Genomic DNA, 17,623 nt, shown 5'->3' with positions numbered 1-17,623 from the left:
TTCCTCATAATAAGTATAGGTTTTCCCATTCTGTATCTGTTTACGTTTTTGAGTAAACGACCCTTTTTTAATCGCATCATTAATCGTTTGAGGGCTACGGCCAAGCAAACGAGCAATCGCCCTATTTGAGCGATTTTCTGCCTTATAACCTTCAATCTTATCCATTTCACTTTTTGTAAGGTGTGTTCCTTTGTGTGGTTTTGTGTTAGTATTATTTTGGGTCATGTGAATTCTCCTTATATTGGTTAGTGGTATATTCAATATAACATGAATTTCACATGACTTTTTTATTTTAGGTGACTAACTTCATTATACAATCTTCAATTTTATTATACATGAAGTTTTTTAATATGAAAGCCCTTACATTAACATTCATCAAAAAAGCACTTGCGCCATTTTAGCGGAGTGCTTTTCAGCTAGATATCCCTATCCTTCTAAATTTTCCATAAAATCCCTTAACTGTTCCTCTTGTTCCTCACTTAAAGATTTAATTTGTCGAGTATTTTTCAAATTATACTCATTGGTGTCCATCATTATTTTCTGCTTCGTATGCTTCAACTCTTTATACAAATCACGCGCGGATTTTCGAGAGGCACCCCTTTGAAAAACCAACCATTGTTCAGCCAAATCAGACGTCGCCACAACCACATTCGTGATAAACTGGTTTTCTTCCCCTACCGCTTTTTCAATATAACTATCCGCGGTCTCATCCTCTTTGGTGAAAATTACCAACAAATTATAGCGATCATATTGCTTTTGAATCCCCGGCACAAATTGCGCATCAAAAACAACACGAATCTCTACATTTTCATATTTCGCATATTCACTTAATTCATGCAGTAAAATATCTCGTGCCGCCGCCATGTCATTTTTACGCTGAAGCTTCACCAAATGTGGCCAAGCCCCAATCATATTATAGCCATCCACAAACAACAATTCCTTTTTCACTTCAGGACCCTCCTCTCCTCCAAGTTATATACCTTCCATTTTACCAGTTTTTCGCTTTAGTTTCAGCGATTATTTCTTTTCTTCAAAAATACGAAGGATCGAGCGATTAATAATAATTCAATATTCTGATTTCTCTAAAATCATCTCCCACTTATTTTAATTTAGCTGCAATTTATCAAGATTAGATGAATAAATACGAAATACTTACTTCGTCGTATTTTATGGTAGAAAAATCTCCAAGTGTACTAAAAAAGCAGAGGTTGGAAGCTACCTCCAATCCTCTGCTTTTCTAGTAATTAAACAGTGATTTATTTTTGTTTACGCATTTCGTCGATTTCTCTAGAAAATTCAGGAATTATTGGTTCAAAATAGATTCCTAATTTCTTATCTCTGTTAACAGTGAAGCTATGGCGGATGGCTTGTTCGATATAATCCGAACTCTTAATTACAGCATCTTGTACGGAATCTCCTAGTAAATAATAGGCGGTGATTAAGCTCACTGAAATATCTCCAACGCCTTTAAACCACGTATCTTCTTTTTTATGCATATGGTAATAAGGCTCTGATCCTTCAGAATAAACGTAATAACCTGTTTCTTCTTCACGTTTTGTTTCTTCTTGAAAAACACTGGTTAAGACAACATTTTTTGCGCCAAGGTCACTTAAGCGTTGGGCAATTTTCGGATAATCTTCTGGGCCTAAATCCTCTGAATAAGGATAATCCGTAATTAAACAAGCTTCTGTCAGGTTTGGAACGATAATATCTGCATATTTAACGAGCTTACGGAACTTTTCTGGAAAATCTTCACTAAAGCCATCATACAGTTTTCCAAAATCAGCCATAATCGGATCAATAATGACGGGCATAGTGTAATCGATTTTTTCTAAATAATCAATAGTTGTTGTAATTTGTTGACTATCTGCAAAATAACCGGTTAAACATCCTTTAAATTGAATCTGTAAATCATACCAGTGATCCAAAATTTCATCAAACGCTTCATTCAAATAATGTTTCACTAATCCTGGATAGCCCAATGTATGGGTAGATAAAATTAACGTTGGTAATAAAGCTACTTCAAATTGCGCAGCTTCTAAAATTGGAAGATTTGACATTCCTGCTACTTTTGCGACACCCGGTAAATCGTTAATTACTAACACTTGTTCACTCATAATTGTTGATGCTCCTATTTCTAATAAGTCTTTGTTTTTCATTCAACAAATTTCTTTCTCTATTTTAACACTCATTTTTCATTCTGTATGCTCATAATTCATTTTAAATGGATTTAATTTTAAAAATTATTTTCTTATATTAAATTAGAATGATTGCCATTTCTTAGTTCATAAAGTAATATAGCCTATAGAGTATATGAGATTTTTAAATTATAATGTCATAAAATCGGAGGAGATTGTACATGTATAAATCTATTGATTCATCAGATTTTAAAAAAATATTGAATGAGAAACAAATTCACGTCGTCGATGTTCGAGAACAAGACGAATATGATGCTGGACACATTCCTGGTGCTAGCCACTTACCGTTAAGTGGATTTCCAGAAAATGTTAAGGAACTTAGTAAAGATAAGAAGCACTATTTAATCTGTGCTTCAGGCGGTCGCTCAAGTATGGCTTGTAATCAGTTAGATGCCGCAGGTTTTGATGTGGTTAATGTTGAAGGTGGAATGATGCAATGGCGAGGTGACATTGAATAAATGAGCACGAGCACGCACGACAAACTCGCTTTGAACGCGCAGAAAGTCAATTGCGTGGCATCCAAGATATGATGGATGATGACAATTACGTGCTATCCGGTCAAGTATTGACCGAAGTATGACAAAGCAGAAACTATTTGTTTAGTTATCTCTTTGTCATTTCCGAAGGTGAAGGGCTTGAAGAGGGGTTGTGTGATTGGGTATACTGTAGAAAATTGAATGTGGAGGTTGGATGATGGGTAAATCCGTTAATGTGGATGAGTTGATTGTGAAAATGAAGGATGAGAATGTGCGGCTTTTGGATGTACGGGAGGCAGACGAGTTTACGATTCTATCTATTCCTGAAGCTTTTAATTTACCTTTGAGTGGGTTTCCAGAAAGTATGACACGTTTGGATAAGCATAAAGAATACTATGTGATTGATGCTTCTGGTGATCGTTCAGATAGGGCTTGCGAACATTTAGAAGGAGCTGGATTCCATGCGGTAAAAGTTGAAGGTGGGATGGAAGCTTGGGAAATAGAAAATAAGTAAAAAGTGTCCGTTTAGAGTTTGAGACTAAACGGATACTTTTTTCACTTTTTAATAAATTGCATGGTATATTCATGCGTTAATGTTTGTTCGGGATTGAGGGAATGGATGGCATATTTTTCTTTTAGTTGGCCGGAGGTTTCTTCTTCATCTGCTACTCCTGCCCATGGTTCTAAGCAAACAAAGCCTGCCCGTTTTGGATAGGATGACCAAACGCCGACATGTGCCATTTCTTGTGGATTTAAGCGGATCTCTACTTGATTGGCCTCGTCAGTTAAAATCATAACTGAATTTGGTTCTACTTTATAAATGAGTGCATCTTCTTTAAAGGTCTCATGCGTAAGTTGGATTTCATTCACCTTTTGTTTTTCTGCTTCTTTTAATTTCAATAAGCCCTCTTCGGATAATGGAATTGCCAGCTGTTCATGATTGGGCTCAAAACGAAAACTAGCTTGGCTGAATTCTACATTGTCTACTTCATCCGTTGTTTGTGAAATATTGAAAGCGGGATGTCCTCCGATTCCATAATACATTTCTTCTCTGAGCGAGCGATTGGTCACTTTATAGGTTACACTGAGGTGATCCTCTTCTAGTGTATATTTAATCATCAATTCAAATTTAAATGGATATTTTTTTTGTGTGTCTTTGTTATCTGTTAAAGAAAAAGTTGCTGTGTTCTCTGTACTTTCTTCTACTTTAAACATAGAATCTCGAGCAAATCCATGCTGTGTCATTTCATAAGTTTGATTTTCATATTGGTATTTATCCTTTTTTAATCGCCCTACAATTGGAAACAATACTGGAGCGTGTCTTCCCCAATAGTTGTCATCTGCTTGCCAGATAAATTCATATCCTGTCTTTTGATCCGTTACAGAACTTACTTCTGCCCCAAATTCATTGATTTTTACTGTTAGTTGCTGATTGGATAAAGTTATCATTGTAAATTCACCTTTCAAAAAGTCTTTTTTTGATTATACCATGGAAAAGTGAGAGAAAAAATGATGTTTATTTTGAGCAAGTATTGTCTTCCCTATTTTACCGCTCGGACTCAAGGCCTCACTTTATGAAAATTAGAAACATCTATTGATAGTAAACAGCTTTAAGAAGGACAGACTTTCGTTTAGTTAGTAATTATGTTAAAAAGATCGTTTGATATCCTAATAGTTAGATTTTAAAGTAAAAATAGCATAAAAATCTAGTTATCCGCATAAAAACTGGACTTATCACACTTTATCAAGGTCAAAACCACTCAATTTACTACTAATTTACTACTTATGAATGAGCTTTGATACGACGATTTATCCTTGAAAAGTGAAGATATAAAGATACTTCCAATAAAATTTGAATATTTAATAGGTAGACACTTCAAAAAATGAGGTGTCTATTTTTTTACCCGATTTTGAAAGGAAGTGAACTTATGAAAACAAAAAATCAAGAATCAAAAGGTCGTTCCCCACTCTTTAAGACCATCAAACATTCATTCAGCCAATAAAAAAGAAAGGATAGGTAAAAATATGGAACTTAAATTTGTGATTCCCAACATGGAAAAAACATTCGGCAATTTAGAATTTGCTGGCGAGGATAAAGTCGTTCAGCGAAGAATCAACGGACGGCTAACTGTCTTATCAAGAAGCTATAATCTCTATTCTGATGTTCAAAGAGCAGATGATATTGTGGTGGTGCTTCCTGCTGAAGCTGGCGAAAAACATTTCGGCTTTGAGGAACGTGTGAAGTTAGTCAATCCACGTATTACCGCAGAGGGCTACAAAATCGGCACTCGTGGTTTTACAAATTACCTTTTACATGCTGACGACATGATAAAAGAATAAAGAAAGAGAGGAAAAATGATGAGATTAGCAAATGGCATTGTATTAGATAAAGACACGACTTTTGGAGAATTGAAATTCTCTGCTCTACGTCGTGAAGTGAGAATCCAAAATGAAGACGGGTCGGTTTCAGATGAAATCAAGGAACGTACCTATGACTTAAAATCCAAAGGACAAGGACGCATGATTCAAGTAAGTATTCCTGCCAGCGTGCCTTTGAAAGAGTTTGATTATAACGCACGGGTGGAACTTATCAATCCCATTGCGGACACCGTTGCTACTGCCACCTATCAAGGAGCAGATGTTGACTGGTATATCAAGGCAGACGATATTGTGCTGACAAAGGATTCTAGTTCATTCAAAGCTCAACCACAAGCAAAGAAAGAACCGACACAAGACAAATAGTCGCTAGGTAGAAAGGAGACTTTTTCGCATGAAACAGCGTGGTAAAAGGATTCGCCCATCTGGTAAAGATTTAGTCTTTCATTTTACGATAGCGTCACTCCTGCCTGTTTTCCTGCTGGTTGTCGGACTGTTTCATGTGAAGACAATCCAGCAGATCAACTGGCAGGATTTTAACCTATCACAAGCAGATAAGATTGACATTCCCTATTTAATTATCAGTTTCAGTGTCGCAATTCTTATCTGCTTGCTGGTAGCGTTTGTATTCAAACGGGTTCGCTATGATACGGTTAAACAACTTTACCACCGTCAAAAACTGGCAAAGATGATACTTGAAAACAAGTGGTATGAATCTGAACAGGTCAAAACAGAGGGTTTCTTTAAAGATAGTGCTGGTCGTACAAAGGAAAAGATAACCTACTTCCCTAAAATGTATTATCGACTTAAAAATGGCTTGATACAGATACGGGTGGAAATCACGCTGGGAAAATATCAAGACCAACTCTTACACTTGGAAAAGAAATTAGAGAGTGGCTTGTACTGTGAGCTGACGGATAAAGAGTTAAAGGATTCCTATGTGGAATATACTTTGCTCTATGACACCATAGCCAGTCGTATTTCTATTGATGAAGTAGAAGCTAAAGATGGTAAACTTCGCTTAATGAAAAACGTATGGTGGGAATATGATAAGCTCCCTCATATGTTGATTGCTGGTGGTACAGGTGGCGGTAAAACTTACTTTATACTGACACTGATTGAAGCCTTGCTTCATACAGATTCAAAACTGTATATTCTTGACCCGAAAAATGCTGACCTTGCGGACTTAGGTTCTGTGATGGCAAATGTCTACTATAGAAAAGAAGACTTGCTTTCTTGCATTGAAACATTCTATGAAGAAATGATGAAACGTAGTGAGGAAATGAAGCAGATGAAGAACTATAAGACTGGCAAAAATTATGCTTACTTAGGTCTCCCGGCACACTTCTTAATCTTTGATGAATACGTCGCTTTCATGGAAATGCTGGGAACAAAAGAAAACACCGCAGTTATGAATAAGCTGAAACAGATTGTCATGTTAGGTCGTCAAGCTGGCTTCTTTCTAATACTGGCTTGTCAACGTCCAGACGCAAAATATTTAGGCGACGGAATCCGTGATCAGTTTAATTTCAGAGTGGCTTTAGGTCGTATGTCTGAAATGGGCTATGGCATGATGTTTGGCAGTGACGTACAAAAGGATTTCTTCTTAAAGCGAATCAAAGGTCGTGGCTATGTTGATGTAGGAACAAGTGTCATATCAGAGTTTTATACTCCCCTTGTACCAAAAGGATATGATTTCTTGGAGGAAATTAAAAAGTTATCCAACAGCAGACAGTCCACGCAGGCGACGTGCGAAGCGGAAGTCGCAGGTGTGGACTGATCTTGCTGGCTGGTGTGGCAATAGCCACGCCAGCACTTAACCCCCCGTATCTAACAGGGGGGTACAAATCGACAGGAAACAGTCAAAAAAACATTAGAAAATCCTTTGGTTACAAGGGATTTACAAAATTTCAGCGTATGTCAAATGGGCTTTAAAAGTTGACATACGCCTTTTTGATTGGAGGGATTTTTACTGAATGAACAAACTTGGTTACAGCATTTAAAAGAAAAACGCTTGGCTTATGGACTATCTCAAAACCGTTTAGCTGTTGCGACTGGTATTACAAGGCAGTATCTAAGCGATATTGAAACAGGAAAAGTCAAGCCATCAGAGGATTTACAGCAGTCCCTTTGGGAAGCTCTGGAACGCTTCAATCCCGACGCTCCCCTTGAAATGCTGTTTGATTATGTAAGGATTCGCTTTCCGACAACAGACGTACAGCAGGTGGTCGAAAACATCTTACAACTGAAACTGTCCTATTTTCTTCATGAGGACTATGGTTTCTATTCTTATTCAGAGCATTATGCTTTAGGCGACATATTCGTCCTTTGCTCCCATGAACTGGACAAAGGAGTTCTGGTGGAATTGAAAGGTCGTGGGTGCAGACAATTTGAAAGCTATCTTCTGGCACAACAAAGAAGCTGGTATGAGTTCTTTATGGACGTTTTGGTGGCTGGCGGTGTGATGAAACGCCTTGACCTTGCCATTAACGATAAGACAGGGATTTTGAATATCCCTGTACTCACTGAAAAGTGCCAACAGGAAGAATGTATCTCCGTCTTCCGCAGTTTTAAAAGCTATCGCAGTGGCGAACTGGTACGCAAAGAGGAAAAGGAATGTATGGGAAACACCCTCTATATCGGTTCATTACAAAGTGAAGTTTATTTCTGTATCTATGAAAAGGACTACGAGCAGTACAAGAAAAATGATATTCCCATTGAAGACGCAGAAGTAAAAAACCGTTTTGAGATTCGATTGAAAAATGAGCGTGCCTATTATGCAGTCCGTGATTTACTCGTCTATGACAATCCAGAGCATACCGCCTTTAAAATTATCAATCGGTATATCCGTTTTGTAGATAAAGACGATTCCAAACCTCGTTCTGATTGGAAACTGAATGAAGAATGGGCTTGGTTTATTGGGAACAATCGTGAACGATTAAAACTAACCACAAAACCAGAGCCTTACTCCTTCCAAAGGACGCTGAACTGGCTATCTCATCAAGTTGCCCCGACCTTAAAGGTTGCGATTAAACTTGATGAAATCAACCAGACGCAGGTTGTAAAAGACATTCTCGACCATGCGAAACTGACAGACCGACACAAGCAGATTTTGAAGCAACAGTCAGTAAAAGAACAGGACGTGATAACAACAAAAAAATAACTCAAATACAAATTCATTGAATATAGAGAGGAGAACATTTTTATGAATTTTGGACAAAACCTTTATAACTGGTTTCTATCAAACGCTCAATCACTGGTGCTTTTAGCAATCGTTGTGATTGGCTTGTATCTTGGCTTCAAGCGTGAGTTTAGCAAACTGATTGGCTTTTTAATTATTGCGATTATTGCGGTTGGCTTAGTCTTCAACGCTGCTGGAGTAAAAGACATTTTACTAGAGCTATTCAATCGCATTATTGGTGCTTAAATAAAACCGTTCTTTTGTGGAATATAAGTGGTTTTCTTATGTTCCGCAAAGGAATGGTACACCAAACGAAGTGCGGTAGGGATTTTTGAATCTCTACAAAGAAAGGACGTGAATATATGGACGATATGCAAGTCTATATTGCGAATTTAGGCAAATACAATGAGGGCGAATTGGTCGGTGCGTGGTTTACCTTTCCCATTGACTTTGAGGAAGTCAAAGAGAAAATCGGCTTGAATGATGAATATGAGGAATACGCCATTCATGACTACGAGTTACCCTTTACGGTTGACGAATACACTTCCATTGGCGAACTCAATCGACTATGGGAAATGGTATCGGAATTACCCGAAGAATTACAATCGGAGCTATCTGCTCTGCTCACTCATTTTTCAAGCATTGAAGAACTAAGCGAACATCAAGAGGATATTATCATTCATTCCGATTGTGATGATATGTATGACGTGGCACGCTACTACATTGAAGAAACGGGTGCTTTAGGCGAAGTACCAGCTAGTCTTCAAAACTATATTGATTATCAAGCCTATGGTCGGGATTTAGACCTTTCAGGAACGTTTATCTCAACCAATCATGGGATTTTTGAAATCGTCTATTAAATCTGTCGGTACATTACTACTGGCAGATTTTCTATTTTACGGGGTGGCTCAATCAGCTACCCCTATTTTTTATGAAAGGATTGATTACATGAAGAAAATACGAAGCTATACCAGTATCTGGTCTGTGGAAAAGGTACTGTATTCTATCAATGATTTTAGACTTCCGTTTCCCATAACCTTTACGCAAATGACATGGTTTGTCGTGTCACTCTTTGCAGTGATGATACTTGGCAACTTGCCCCCTCTTTCCATGATAGAGGGAGCATTTCTCAAATACTTTGGGATTCCTGTGGCTTTCACATGGTTTATGTCTACAAAAACTTTTGATGGTAAAAAGCCTTATGGATTTTTGAAGTCTGTCATTGCTTATGCACTGCGACCAAAGCTGACCTATGCAGGAAAAAAAGTAACGCTTGGCAGAAACCAGCCACAAGAAGCCATTACAGCAGTTAGGAGTGAATTTTATGGCATATCCAATTAAATACATTGAAAACAATCTCGTCTGGAATAAAGACGGGGAATGTTATGCTTACTATGAGCTTGTTCCTTACAATTACTCATTTCTAAGTCCAGAACAGAAAATACAAGTGCATGATTCTTTCAGACAGCTTATCGCACAAAATCGTGATGGCAAAATTCATGCTTTACAAATCAGTACAGAATCCAGCATACGTTCTGCACAAGAGCGTTCCAAAAATGAAGTCACTGGCAAGCTCAAAGCGGTTGCCTATGACAAAATCGACCAACAGACAGACGCTTTAATATCCATGATTGGCGAAAATCAAGTGAACTACCGTTTCTTTATCGGCTTTAAGTTGCTTCTCAACGATCAGGAGTTTTCTATGAAAAGTCTTACCGTTGAAGCAAAAAATGCTTTGTCTGATTTTGTCTATGATGTGAACCATAAGCTGATGGGCGATTTTGTTAGTATGAGTAATGATGAAATCCTGCGTTTTCAGAAGATGGAAAAGCTCTTAGAAAATAAAATCTCTCGTCGTTTCAAAATCCGCAGGTTAGATAAGGACGACTTCGGCTATCTGATTGAACACCTTTACGGACAGACAGGCACTGCCTATGAAGAGTATGAGTACCATCTATCAAAGAAAAAGCTGGATAATGAAACGCTGATTAAATACTATGACTTGATTAAGCCTACTCGCTGTTTGGTGGAAGAAAAACAGCGATATTTGAAAATCCAGCAGGAAGATGAAACCGTCTATGTAGCTTACTTTACCATTAACAGCATTGTCGGAGAACTGGACTTCCCGTCCTCTGAAATCTTCTACTACCAGCAACAGCAATTTACATTCCCGATTGATACGTCAATGAATGTGGAAATTGTAGCGAATCGTAAAGCCCTATCTACTGTCCGCAATAAAAAGAAAGAACTGAAAGACTTGGATAACCACGCTTGGCAAAGTGATAATGAAACCAGCTCCAATGTGGCGGAAGCTCTGGAAAGTGTGAATGAGCTGGAAACCAATTTAGACCAAAGCAAGGAATCTATGTACAAGCTGTCTTATGTGGTAAGGGTATCAGCAAATGATCTTGACGAACTCAAACGTCGTTGTAATGAAGTGAAAGATTTTTATGACGATTTAAGCGTAAAACTGGTACGACCATTTGGGGATATGCTCGGCTTACATGAAGAATTTTTACCTGCCAGCAAGCGTTATATGAATGATTATATTCAATACGTGACCTCTGATTTCCTCGCTGGTTTAGGTTTTGGTGCTACTCAAATGCTGGGGGAAAATGAGGGGATTTATGTTGGCTACAGCTTAGATACTGGACGCAATGTCTATCTGAAACCTGCTCTTGCCAGTCAAGGGGTTAAGGGTTCAGTAACCAATGCGTTAGCGTCGGCTTTTGTTGGTTCGCTGGGTGGTGGTAAATCCTTTGCGAATAACCTTATCGTCTATTATGCGGTGCTTTATGGGGCACAAGCAGTGATTGTAGACCCAAAAGCAGAACGTGGCAGATGGAAAGAAACCTTGCCAGAGATTTCCCATGAAATCAATATCGTCACTCTGACTTCTGATGAGAAAAACAAAGGCTTACTTGACCCTTATGTGATTATGAAAAATCCCAAAGATTCTGAATCACTGGCTATTGATATTCTGACATTCCTTACGGGGATTTCCTCTCGTGATGGGGAACGCTTCCCAATCCTTAGAAAAGCCATTCGTGCAGTAACCAATAGTGAAGTACGAGGGTTGATGAAAGTGATTGAGGAATTACGGGTTGAGAATACGCCACTAAGTACCAGTATAGCCGACCATATCGAAAGTTTTACAGACTATGACTTTGCACATTTATTATTCAGTAATGGTTATGTGGAGCAGTCTATCAGCTTAGAAAAACAACTGAACATTATACAGGTTGCGGACTTGGTACTTCCCGACAAGGAAACTTCCTTTGAGGAATATACCACTATGGAGCTTTTATCCGTTGCTATGCTGATTGTCATTAGTACCTTTGCTTTAGACTTTATCCATACAGACCGAAGCATTTTCAAGATTGTAGATTTAGACGAAGCATGGAGCTTTTTACAGGTAGCACAAGGAAAAACACTATCTATGAAGCTGGTTCGGGCTGGTCGTGCTATGAACGCTGGGGTATATTTCGTGACCCAAAATACAGACGACCTCTTAGATGAAAAACTGAAAAATAACCTCGGCTTAAAATTTGCATTTCGTTCCACTGACCTTAACGAGATTAAAAAGACCTTAGCCTTTTTTGGTGTAGACCCAGAGGACGAAAACAATCAGAAGCGATTGCGTGATTTGGAAAACGGGCAATGCCTTATCAGTGATTTATATGGTCGTGTCGGTGTGATACAGTTCCACCCTGTATTTGAAGAACTGCTCCATGCCTTTGATACCAGACCACCTGTGCGAAAAGAGGTGTAAATGTGAAACCATCAATAGTAAACAGAATAAAATCAAACTGGACGCTGAAACGTCTAGGTAAAGTGGCAATGACAGTGGCTTTCACACTTGTGATTGCCATTTTTCTTTTAGCCATGCTGGGAACGGTGGTTCAAGCTGCGGGCTTGGTAGATGATACGGTCAATGTGGCAAATGAATACAGCCGATACCCACTTGAAAACTATCAACTGGATTTTTATGTGGATAATAGCTGGGGCTGGCTTCCGTGGAACTGGTCGGACGGGATTGGAAAACAGGTCATGTATGGACTATATGCCATTACCAATTTTATTTGGACAATCAGTTTGTATGTTTCCAATGCGACAGGTTACTTAGTACAGGAAGCCTATTCCTTAGACTTCATTTCCGCTACAGCAGATTCCATTGGTAAGAATATGCAGACCTTAGCTGGTGTGAGTGCAAACGGATTTTCAACAGAGGGTTTCTATGTTGGATTCCTCTTACTCTTGATTTTGGTTCTTGGGGTTTATGTTGCCTATACGGGACTGATAAAGAGAGAAACCACAAAGGCAATTCATGCCATTATGAATTTTGTGCTGGTGTTTATCCTATCGGCTTCCTTTATTGCCTACGCTCCCGACTACATTAAAAAAATCAATGACTTTTCATCAGACATCAGTAATGCCAGTTTATCACTTGGCACGAAGATTGTCATGCCCCATTCCGATAGTCAAGGCAAGGACAGCGTGGACTTAATCAGAGATAGCCTGTTTTCCATACAGGTTCAGCAACCGTGGCTACTGCTTCAATACAACAGTTCAGACATTGAAAGTATCGGTATTGACCGTGTGGAAAGCCTGCTCTCCACCAGCCCAGATTCCAACAATGGCGAAGACAGAGAAAAAATTGTTGCGGAAGAAATTGAAGACAGAAGCAATACCAATCTAACCATTACAAAGACCATTAACCGTTTAGGTACAGTCTTCTTCCTATTTGTCTTCAATATTGGGATTTCCATATTTGTATTCCTATTAACAGGAATCATGATTTTCTCGCAGGTACTTTTTATCATCTATGCTATGTTTCTGCCTGTGAGCTTTATTTTAAGCATGATTCCATCATTTGATGGTATGTCAAAACGAGCCATAACAAAGCTCTTTAATACCATTTTGACACGAGCTGGAATCACATTGATTATTACGACAGCATTTAGTATTTCAACCATGCTCTATACCTTATCGGCTGGTTATCCGTTCTTTTTGATTGCTTTTCTACAGATTGTGACCTTTGCAGGAATCTACTTCAAGCTGGGCGATTTAATGAGTATGTTTTCTCTACAGAGTAACGATTCTCAAAGTGTGGGAAGTCGTGTGATGAGAAAACCTCGTATGCTTATGCACGCTCACATGCACCGTCTACAGCGGAAACTTGGACGTTCCATGACTACTCTAGGGGCTGGGTCTGCCATTGTTACAGGTAAAAAAGGACAGTCGGGTTCGGGGAGTTCTGCAAGGACACAAGCAGATCACTCCCGACCAGACGGAAAGGAAAAATCAACACTTGGAAAACGTATCGGTCAAACCATCGGTACAGTAGCTGATACCAAAGACAGAATGGTAGACACTGCTAGTGGTTTGAAAGAACAGGTTAAAGATTTGCCGACCAATGCAAGATATGCAGTATATCAAGGAAAATCCAAAGTAAAAGAGAATGTCCGTGATTTAACCAGTAGTATTTCTCAAACCAAAGCGGACAGAGCCAGTGGACGCAAGGAACAGCAGGAACAAAGGCGAAAAACCATTGCGAAGCGTCGCTCTGAAATGGAACAGGTCAAACAGAAAAAACAGCCTGCTTCTTCTGTTCATGAAAGACCGACTACAAGACAAGAACAATATCATGATGAACAGACCTCAAAACAGTCTAATATTCAGACTTCATATAAGGAATCTCAACAAGCCAAACAAGAGCGTCCAGCAGTTAAGTCCGATTTTTCAAGTCCAAAAGTGGAACGCCAAGGCAATACCGTTCAAGAAAAAACCGTTCAAAAGCCAGCAACTTCAACCACTACAGCAGATAGAACTTCACAACGTCCAATCACAAAAGAACGTCCGTCTACTGTTCAAAGAGTACCACTACAAAATACAAGAAGTAGACCACCAATCAAAACCGCCACCATTAAGAAAGTCGGTAAGAAACCATGAAGTTGAAAACTTTAGTGATTGGTGGTTCTGGATTATTCTTGATGGTCTTCTCACTGCTTCTGTTTGTTGCCATTTTATTTTCAGATGAACAGGACAGCGGAATTTCCAATATTCATTATGGAGGTGTGAATGTTTCCGCAGAAGTGCTGGCTCATAAGCCTATGGTAGAAAAATATGCCAAAGAATATGGCGTTGAAGAATATGTCAACATACTTCTTGCGATTATACAGGTGGAATCGGGCGGTACTGCGGAAGATGTTATGCAGTCCTCGGAATCCCTCGGTCTTCCACCTAATTCATTGAGTACAGAAGAATCCATTAAGCAAGGTGTGAAGTATTTCAGTGAATTATTAGCCAGTAGCGAAAGGCTCAGTGTAGATTTAGAATCGGTTATCCAGTCCTACAATTATGGTGGTGGTTTCTTAGGGTATGTGGCTAATCGTGGAAATAAATATACCTTTGAACTGGCTCAAAGTTTCTCAAAAGAGTATTCAGGTGGCGAAAAAGTGTCTTACCCCAATCCCATAGCCATACCTATCAATGGGGGCTGGCGATACAACTATGGCAATATGTTTTATGTGCAACTGGTAACGCAGTATCTTGTCACAACAGAGTTTGATGATGATACGGTACAAGCCATCATGGACGAAGCACTGAAATATGAGGGCTGGCGATACGTTTACGGTGGAGCTTCCCCGACTACTTCTTTTGATTGTAGCGGACTGACACAATGGACGTATGGAAAAGCTGGAATTAACTTACCACGAACCGCACAACAGCAATATGATGTGACCCAGCATATCCCACTATCGGAAGCACAAGCTGGCGATTTGGTTTTCTTTCATTCTACCTATAACGCTGGCTCTTATATTACTCATGTTGGGATATACCTTGGCAATAACCGTATGTTTCATGCAGGCGACCCAATCGGTTATGCCGACTTAACAAGCCCCTACTGGCAACAGCATTTAGTGGGAGCAGGACGAATCAAACAATGAGAAAGGAAGATTTAATGATGAAATTTAGAAAAAATCAGAATAAAGAAAAACAGATACCAAAGGAAAAGAAACCTCGTGTCTATAAGGTCAATCCTCATAAAAAGGTTGTGATTGCCTTGTGGGTACTTTTAGGGCTTAGTTTCAGCTTTGCGATATTCAAGCACTTTACAGCTATAGATACTCATACTATTCACGAAACAACTATCATAGAAAAGGAATACGTTGATACTCATCATGTAGAAAATTTTGTAGAGAACTTTGCGAAAGTCTACTATTCATGGGAGCAATCCGATAAGTCCATTGATAATCGAATGGAAAGTCTAAAAGGCTATCTGACAGATGAACTTCAAGCTCTCAATGTTGATACAGTACGCAAAGATATTCCTGTATCGTCTTCTGTAAGAGGATTTCAGATATGGACGGTAGAGCCAACTGGCGACAATGAGTTTAATGTAACCTACAGTGTAGACCAGCTCATTACAGAGGGAGAAAATACAAAGACCGTCCACTCTGCTTATATAGTGAGTGTCTATGTAGATGGTTCTGGAAATATGGTACTGGTTAAGAATCCGACCATTACCAACATACCTAAGAAATCAAGTTATAAACCAAAAGCCATTGAAAGTGAGGGGACGGTTGATTCCATTACAACCAATGAAATCAATGAGTTTTTAACGACGTTCTTCAAGCTCTATCCTACAGCGACAGCCAGTGAACTTTCCTACTATGTGAATGACGGGATATTAAAACCAATCGGAAAAGAGTACATCTTTCAAGAACTGGTAAATCCTATTCACAATCGTAAGGATAATCAAGTCACGGTATCGCTGACAGTGGAGTATATCGACCAGCAGACCAAAGCAACGCAGGTATCTCAATTTGATTTGGTACTTGAAAAGAACGGGAGTAATTGGAAGATTATAGAATAACAAATATTGGTACATTATTACAGCTATTTTGTAATCACGTACTCTCTTTGATAAAAAATTGGGTATGTGTAAAATTATACTCGGGGTAAAAATATTATTTTTTTAGGAAATATTTCTGGAAAAATAAAAGAAGGCACTCTATCATAATAATATGTCCAATCACAAACATATAAATGAAAGAGGCCTTCCCATGGATAAAATTATAACAGATATTTACGAAATAATGAAATGTTCTTCAAATCCAATTGAGACTGAAAAAGAAATACAAAGCTATATGTGGCAGACTTTCTCAGAAATAATGGGCGAAGTTTTCGAGAAATTTAATCAAACGATTAAAGAAAGTAAGCAAGCCCAAAGCTGGAAAGTTCAGCGGAATGATCCGCGGACGATTCAGTATATTTTTGGGCCTGTTCAATTTAGGCGAACTCTAATGGTTGATCCTAACGGTCAAAGTCATTATCCATTGGATGAATGGTTAGGCTTAAAAAAAAGACAACGTTATAGCCCACTTGTAGAAGTTCAGATGGCAGAGCTTGCAGGAGAGACAACTTATCGAGAAACGGCTCATTTTATAAAATCGTGGACGCCTGTTGAAATGTCGCATCAAACGGTTAAAAGTATTTTAGAAAAAGTAGGGAACGCACAAGCGAAGTATGATCAAGCTTTGGTTGAGGAACTAGAAATTTCTGCTGGCCTTCCTGAAGGAAAAGAAGTTCAATTCTTTTATGCTGAAGCAGATGGTGTTTTCGTAAGAAGCACGGAAAAAGGGAAAAAGACGGAAGTTCACCATGCCATTACTTATGAAGGCTGGGAAAAGAATGGAAAACGTGTCGCATTAAAAGCACCAAAGACTATTTTAACGACTCAATCTCTTTCTAAATTTTGGGGAGAAGTTCAAAGCCTTACGGCCAATGAATATTCTTTAAAAAAGACTCAGGTAATTACGAATAGTGATGGGGGTAAAGGTTATACAGCAGAAAAATTCCAAACGGCCTTCTCTCAATCCAAATACCCTGTTTTAAATCAGTTGGATGCTTATCATATTACACAAGGTTTAAATCGGACATTTGGCATGAATGAGAAAGTTTTTAAGCCCAAAGTACGTCAAGCGATTAATGAAAAAGATTTTGACACTTTTCAACGCTGGATGGATACTTTTGAGAGTACCTTAGAACTCGATTCAGAGATAGAAAAATTGAACGCTTTTTATACCTATATCCAAAAAAATTGGGATCGAATATTTGACTGGCGGACGGTTATCGAAGACGCTCCTGCGGACGCTCGTAGACTAGGCGCAATGGAATCCAATCAGAGACGAATTAGTTTTCGAATGAAAAAAAGAGGAATGCATTGGAGCGAAAGAGGATGCGAAGCGATGGTGAAAGTAAAACAAGGAGTATTTAACCAAACATTAAGAGAAGCTTACTTAGCAGATATTCATCGAAGTGCTCGTCAAGTGCGTAAAGATAAACAACTCGTGAGTGCTACAAAGATTTTACATCAAAAATTCCGA

18 protein-coding genes are annotated in these 17,623 nt (G+C 38.8%); 14 read left to right on the top strand and 4 right to left on the bottom strand.

All coding sequences use genetic code 11. The features are described from left to right. The 3 genes from BUB96_RS09795 to BUB96_RS09785 form a co-directional block, all read right to left on the bottom strand. On the bottom strand, positions 1-225 hold a 225-nt coding region (locus tag BUB96_RS09795; RefSeq protein ID WP_143274319.1), incomplete at its 3' end, for a helix-turn-helix domain-containing protein. A gap of 201 nt (positions 226-426) precedes the next feature. Continuing rightward, positions 427-948 carry an NYN domain-containing protein gene (locus BUB96_RS09790; protein WP_073298645.1) on the bottom strand — a complete coding sequence of 174 codons (522 nt, stop codon included), beginning with the start codon at positions 946-948 and terminating at the stop codon, positions 427-429. Positions 949-1,256: 308 nt separating this feature from the next. After that, positions 1,257-2,159 (bottom strand): pyridoxamine kinase, encoded by a 903-nt coding sequence (locus tag BUB96_RS09785; protein ID WP_073298644.1) that lies wholly within the window; start codon positions 2,157-2,159, stop codon positions 1,257-1,259. A gap of 200 nt (positions 2,160-2,359) precedes the next feature. Between BUB96_RS09785 and BUB96_RS09780 the strand changes: the two genes are divergently transcribed. After that, complete coding sequence (locus BUB96_RS09780) at positions 2,360-2,656, top strand: rhodanese-like domain-containing protein (RefSeq protein WP_073298643.1); 297 nt, start codon at positions 2,360-2,362, stop codon at positions 2,654-2,656. A gap of 235 nt (positions 2,657-2,891) precedes the next feature. Next, positions 2,892-3,188: a rhodanese-like domain-containing protein gene (locus BUB96_RS09775; protein WP_073298642.1), complete on the top strand. Its 297-nt coding sequence runs from the start codon at positions 2,892-2,894 to the stop codon at positions 3,186-3,188. A 41-nt stretch (positions 3,189-3,229) separates the two neighbouring features. Here BUB96_RS09775 and BUB96_RS09770 read toward each other — a convergent pair whose 3' ends face one another. Further along, the gene (locus BUB96_RS09770) at positions 3,230-4,123 is read right to left on the bottom strand and encodes an aldose 1-epimerase family protein (RefSeq protein ID WP_073298641.1); all 894 of its coding nucleotides are present in this window, start codon (positions 4,121-4,123) and stop codon (positions 3,230-3,232) included. A 576-nt stretch (positions 4,124-4,699) separates the two neighbouring features. Here BUB96_RS09770 and BUB96_RS09765 point away from each other — a divergent pair. From BUB96_RS09765 to BUB96_RS09705, 12 genes are all read left to right on the top strand, one after another. After that, positions 4,700-5,014: a YdcP family protein gene (locus tag BUB96_RS09765; protein WP_000420682.1), complete on the top strand. Its 315-nt coding sequence runs from the start codon at positions 4,700-4,702 to the stop codon at positions 5,012-5,014. A gap of 15 nt (positions 5,015-5,029) precedes the next feature. Beyond that, positions 5,030-5,416 carry a YdcP family protein gene (locus BUB96_RS09760; RefSeq protein WP_000985015.1) on the top strand — a complete coding sequence of 129 codons (387 nt, stop codon included), beginning with the start codon at positions 5,030-5,032 and terminating at the stop codon, positions 5,414-5,416. A gap of 28 nt (positions 5,417-5,444) precedes the next feature. Then, positions 5,445-6,830, top strand: coding sequence for an FtsK/SpoIIIE domain-containing protein (locus tag BUB96_RS09755; RefSeq protein ID WP_000813488.1), 1,386 nt, complete (start codon positions 5,445-5,447; stop codon positions 6,828-6,830). Positions 6,831-7,007: 177 nt separating this feature from the next. Next, positions 7,008-8,213, top strand: a complete 1,206-nt coding sequence (gene mobT / locus BUB96_RS09745) for a MobT family relaxase (RefSeq protein ID WP_000398284.1) — start codon at positions 7,008-7,010, stop codon at positions 8,211-8,213. A gap of 42 nt (positions 8,214-8,255) precedes the next feature. Next, complete coding sequence (locus BUB96_RS09740) at positions 8,256-8,477, top strand: hypothetical protein (protein WP_001009056.1); 222 nt, start codon at positions 8,256-8,258, stop codon at positions 8,475-8,477. A gap of 116 nt (positions 8,478-8,593) precedes the next feature. Further along, positions 8,594-9,091, top strand: a complete 498-nt coding sequence (locus tag BUB96_RS09735) for an antirestriction protein ArdA (RefSeq protein ID WP_000342539.1) — start codon at positions 8,594-8,596, stop codon at positions 9,089-9,091. Positions 9,092-9,179: 88 nt separating this feature from the next. Next, positions 9,180-9,572 (top strand): conjugal transfer protein, encoded by a 393-nt coding sequence (locus tag BUB96_RS09730; RefSeq protein WP_000723888.1) that lies wholly within the window; start codon positions 9,180-9,182, stop codon positions 9,570-9,572. Beyond that, on the top strand, positions 9,556-12,003 hold the full coding sequence (gene tcpF, locus BUB96_RS09725; RefSeq protein WP_000331160.1) for a conjugal transfer ATPase TcpF: 2,448 nt from the start codon (positions 9,556-9,558) through the stop codon (positions 12,001-12,003). The genes BUB96_RS09730 and tcpF overlap by 17 nt, the downstream gene beginning before the upstream one ends. 2 nt (positions 12,004-12,005) lie before the next feature. Beyond that, positions 12,006-14,183, top strand: a complete 2,178-nt coding sequence (locus BUB96_RS09720; RefSeq protein ID WP_000804748.1) for a CD3337/EF1877 family mobilome membrane protein — start codon at positions 12,006-12,008, stop codon at positions 14,181-14,183. Continuing rightward, entirely contained in the window at positions 14,180-15,181 is a 1,002-nt protein-coding gene (locus tag BUB96_RS09715) for a bifunctional lytic transglycosylase/C40 family peptidase (protein ID WP_000769868.1), read from the top strand. Before BUB96_RS09720 ends, BUB96_RS09715 begins: the two co-directional genes overlap by 4 nt. Then, a complete protein-coding gene (locus BUB96_RS09710) occupies positions 15,178-16,110 on the top strand; it encodes a conjugal transfer protein (protein WP_001224318.1) in 933 nt (310 codons plus the stop codon). Before BUB96_RS09715 ends, BUB96_RS09710 begins: the two co-directional genes overlap by 4 nt. 190 nt (positions 16,111-16,300) lie before the next feature. Further along, positions 16,301-17,623: ISLre2 family transposase (locus BUB96_RS09705; RefSeq protein WP_073298640.1), on the top strand; the 1,323-nt coding region annotated here is incomplete at its 3' end.

It is taken from the genome of Atopostipes suicloacalis DSM 15692 (assembly GCF_900129085.1).
GTDB classification, from domain to species: Bacteria; Bacillota; Bacilli; order Lactobacillales; family Carnobacteriaceae_A; genus Atopostipes; species Atopostipes suicloacalis.
This window is presented reverse-complemented; position numbering and strand designations above follow the sequence as displayed.

What these genes read in the sequence shown, in the direction of transcription:
- BUB96_RS09785 (WP_073298644.1), bottom strand. Translation starts at nt 2,159, where the DNA reads ATGAAAAACAAAGACTTATTAGAAATAGGAGCATCAACAATTATGAGT.
- BUB96_RS09780 (WP_073298643.1), top strand. Translation starts at nt 2,360, where the DNA reads ATGTATAAATCTATTGATTCATCAGATTTTAAAAAAATATTGAATGAG.
- BUB96_RS09775 (WP_073298642.1), top strand. Translation starts at nt 2,892, where the DNA reads ATGGGTAAATCCGTTAATGTGGATGAGTTGATTGTGAAAATGAAGGAT.
- BUB96_RS09770 (WP_073298641.1), bottom strand. Translation starts at nt 4,123, where the DNA reads ATGATAACTTTATCCAATCAGCAACTAACAGTAAAAATCAATGAATTT.
- BUB96_RS09765 (WP_000420682.1), top strand. Translation starts at nt 4,700, where the DNA reads ATGGAACTTAAATTTGTGATTCCCAACATGGAAAAAACATTCGGCAAT.
- BUB96_RS09760 (WP_000985015.1), top strand. Translation starts at nt 5,030, where the DNA reads ATGATGAGATTAGCAAATGGCATTGTATTAGATAAAGACACGACTTTT.
- BUB96_RS09755 (WP_000813488.1), top strand. Translation starts at nt 5,445, where the DNA reads ATGAAACAGCGTGGTAAAAGGATTCGCCCATCTGGTAAAGATTTAGTC.
- BUB96_RS09740 (WP_001009056.1), top strand. Translation starts at nt 8,256, where the DNA reads ATGAATTTTGGACAAAACCTTTATAACTGGTTTCTATCAAACGCTCAA.
- BUB96_RS09735 (WP_000342539.1), top strand. Translation starts at nt 8,594, where the DNA reads ATGGACGATATGCAAGTCTATATTGCGAATTTAGGCAAATACAATGAG.
- BUB96_RS09730 (WP_000723888.1), top strand. Translation starts at nt 9,180, where the DNA reads ATGAAGAAAATACGAAGCTATACCAGTATCTGGTCTGTGGAAAAGGTA.
- tcpF (WP_000331160.1), top strand. Translation starts at nt 9,556, where the DNA reads ATGGCATATCCAATTAAATACATTGAAAACAATCTCGTCTGGAATAAA.
- BUB96_RS09715 (WP_000769868.1), top strand. Translation starts at nt 14,180, where the DNA reads ATGAAGTTGAAAACTTTAGTGATTGGTGGTTCTGGATTATTCTTGATG.
- BUB96_RS09710 (WP_001224318.1), top strand. Translation starts at nt 15,178, where the DNA reads ATGAGAAAGGAAGATTTAATGATGAAATTTAGAAAAAATCAGAATAAA.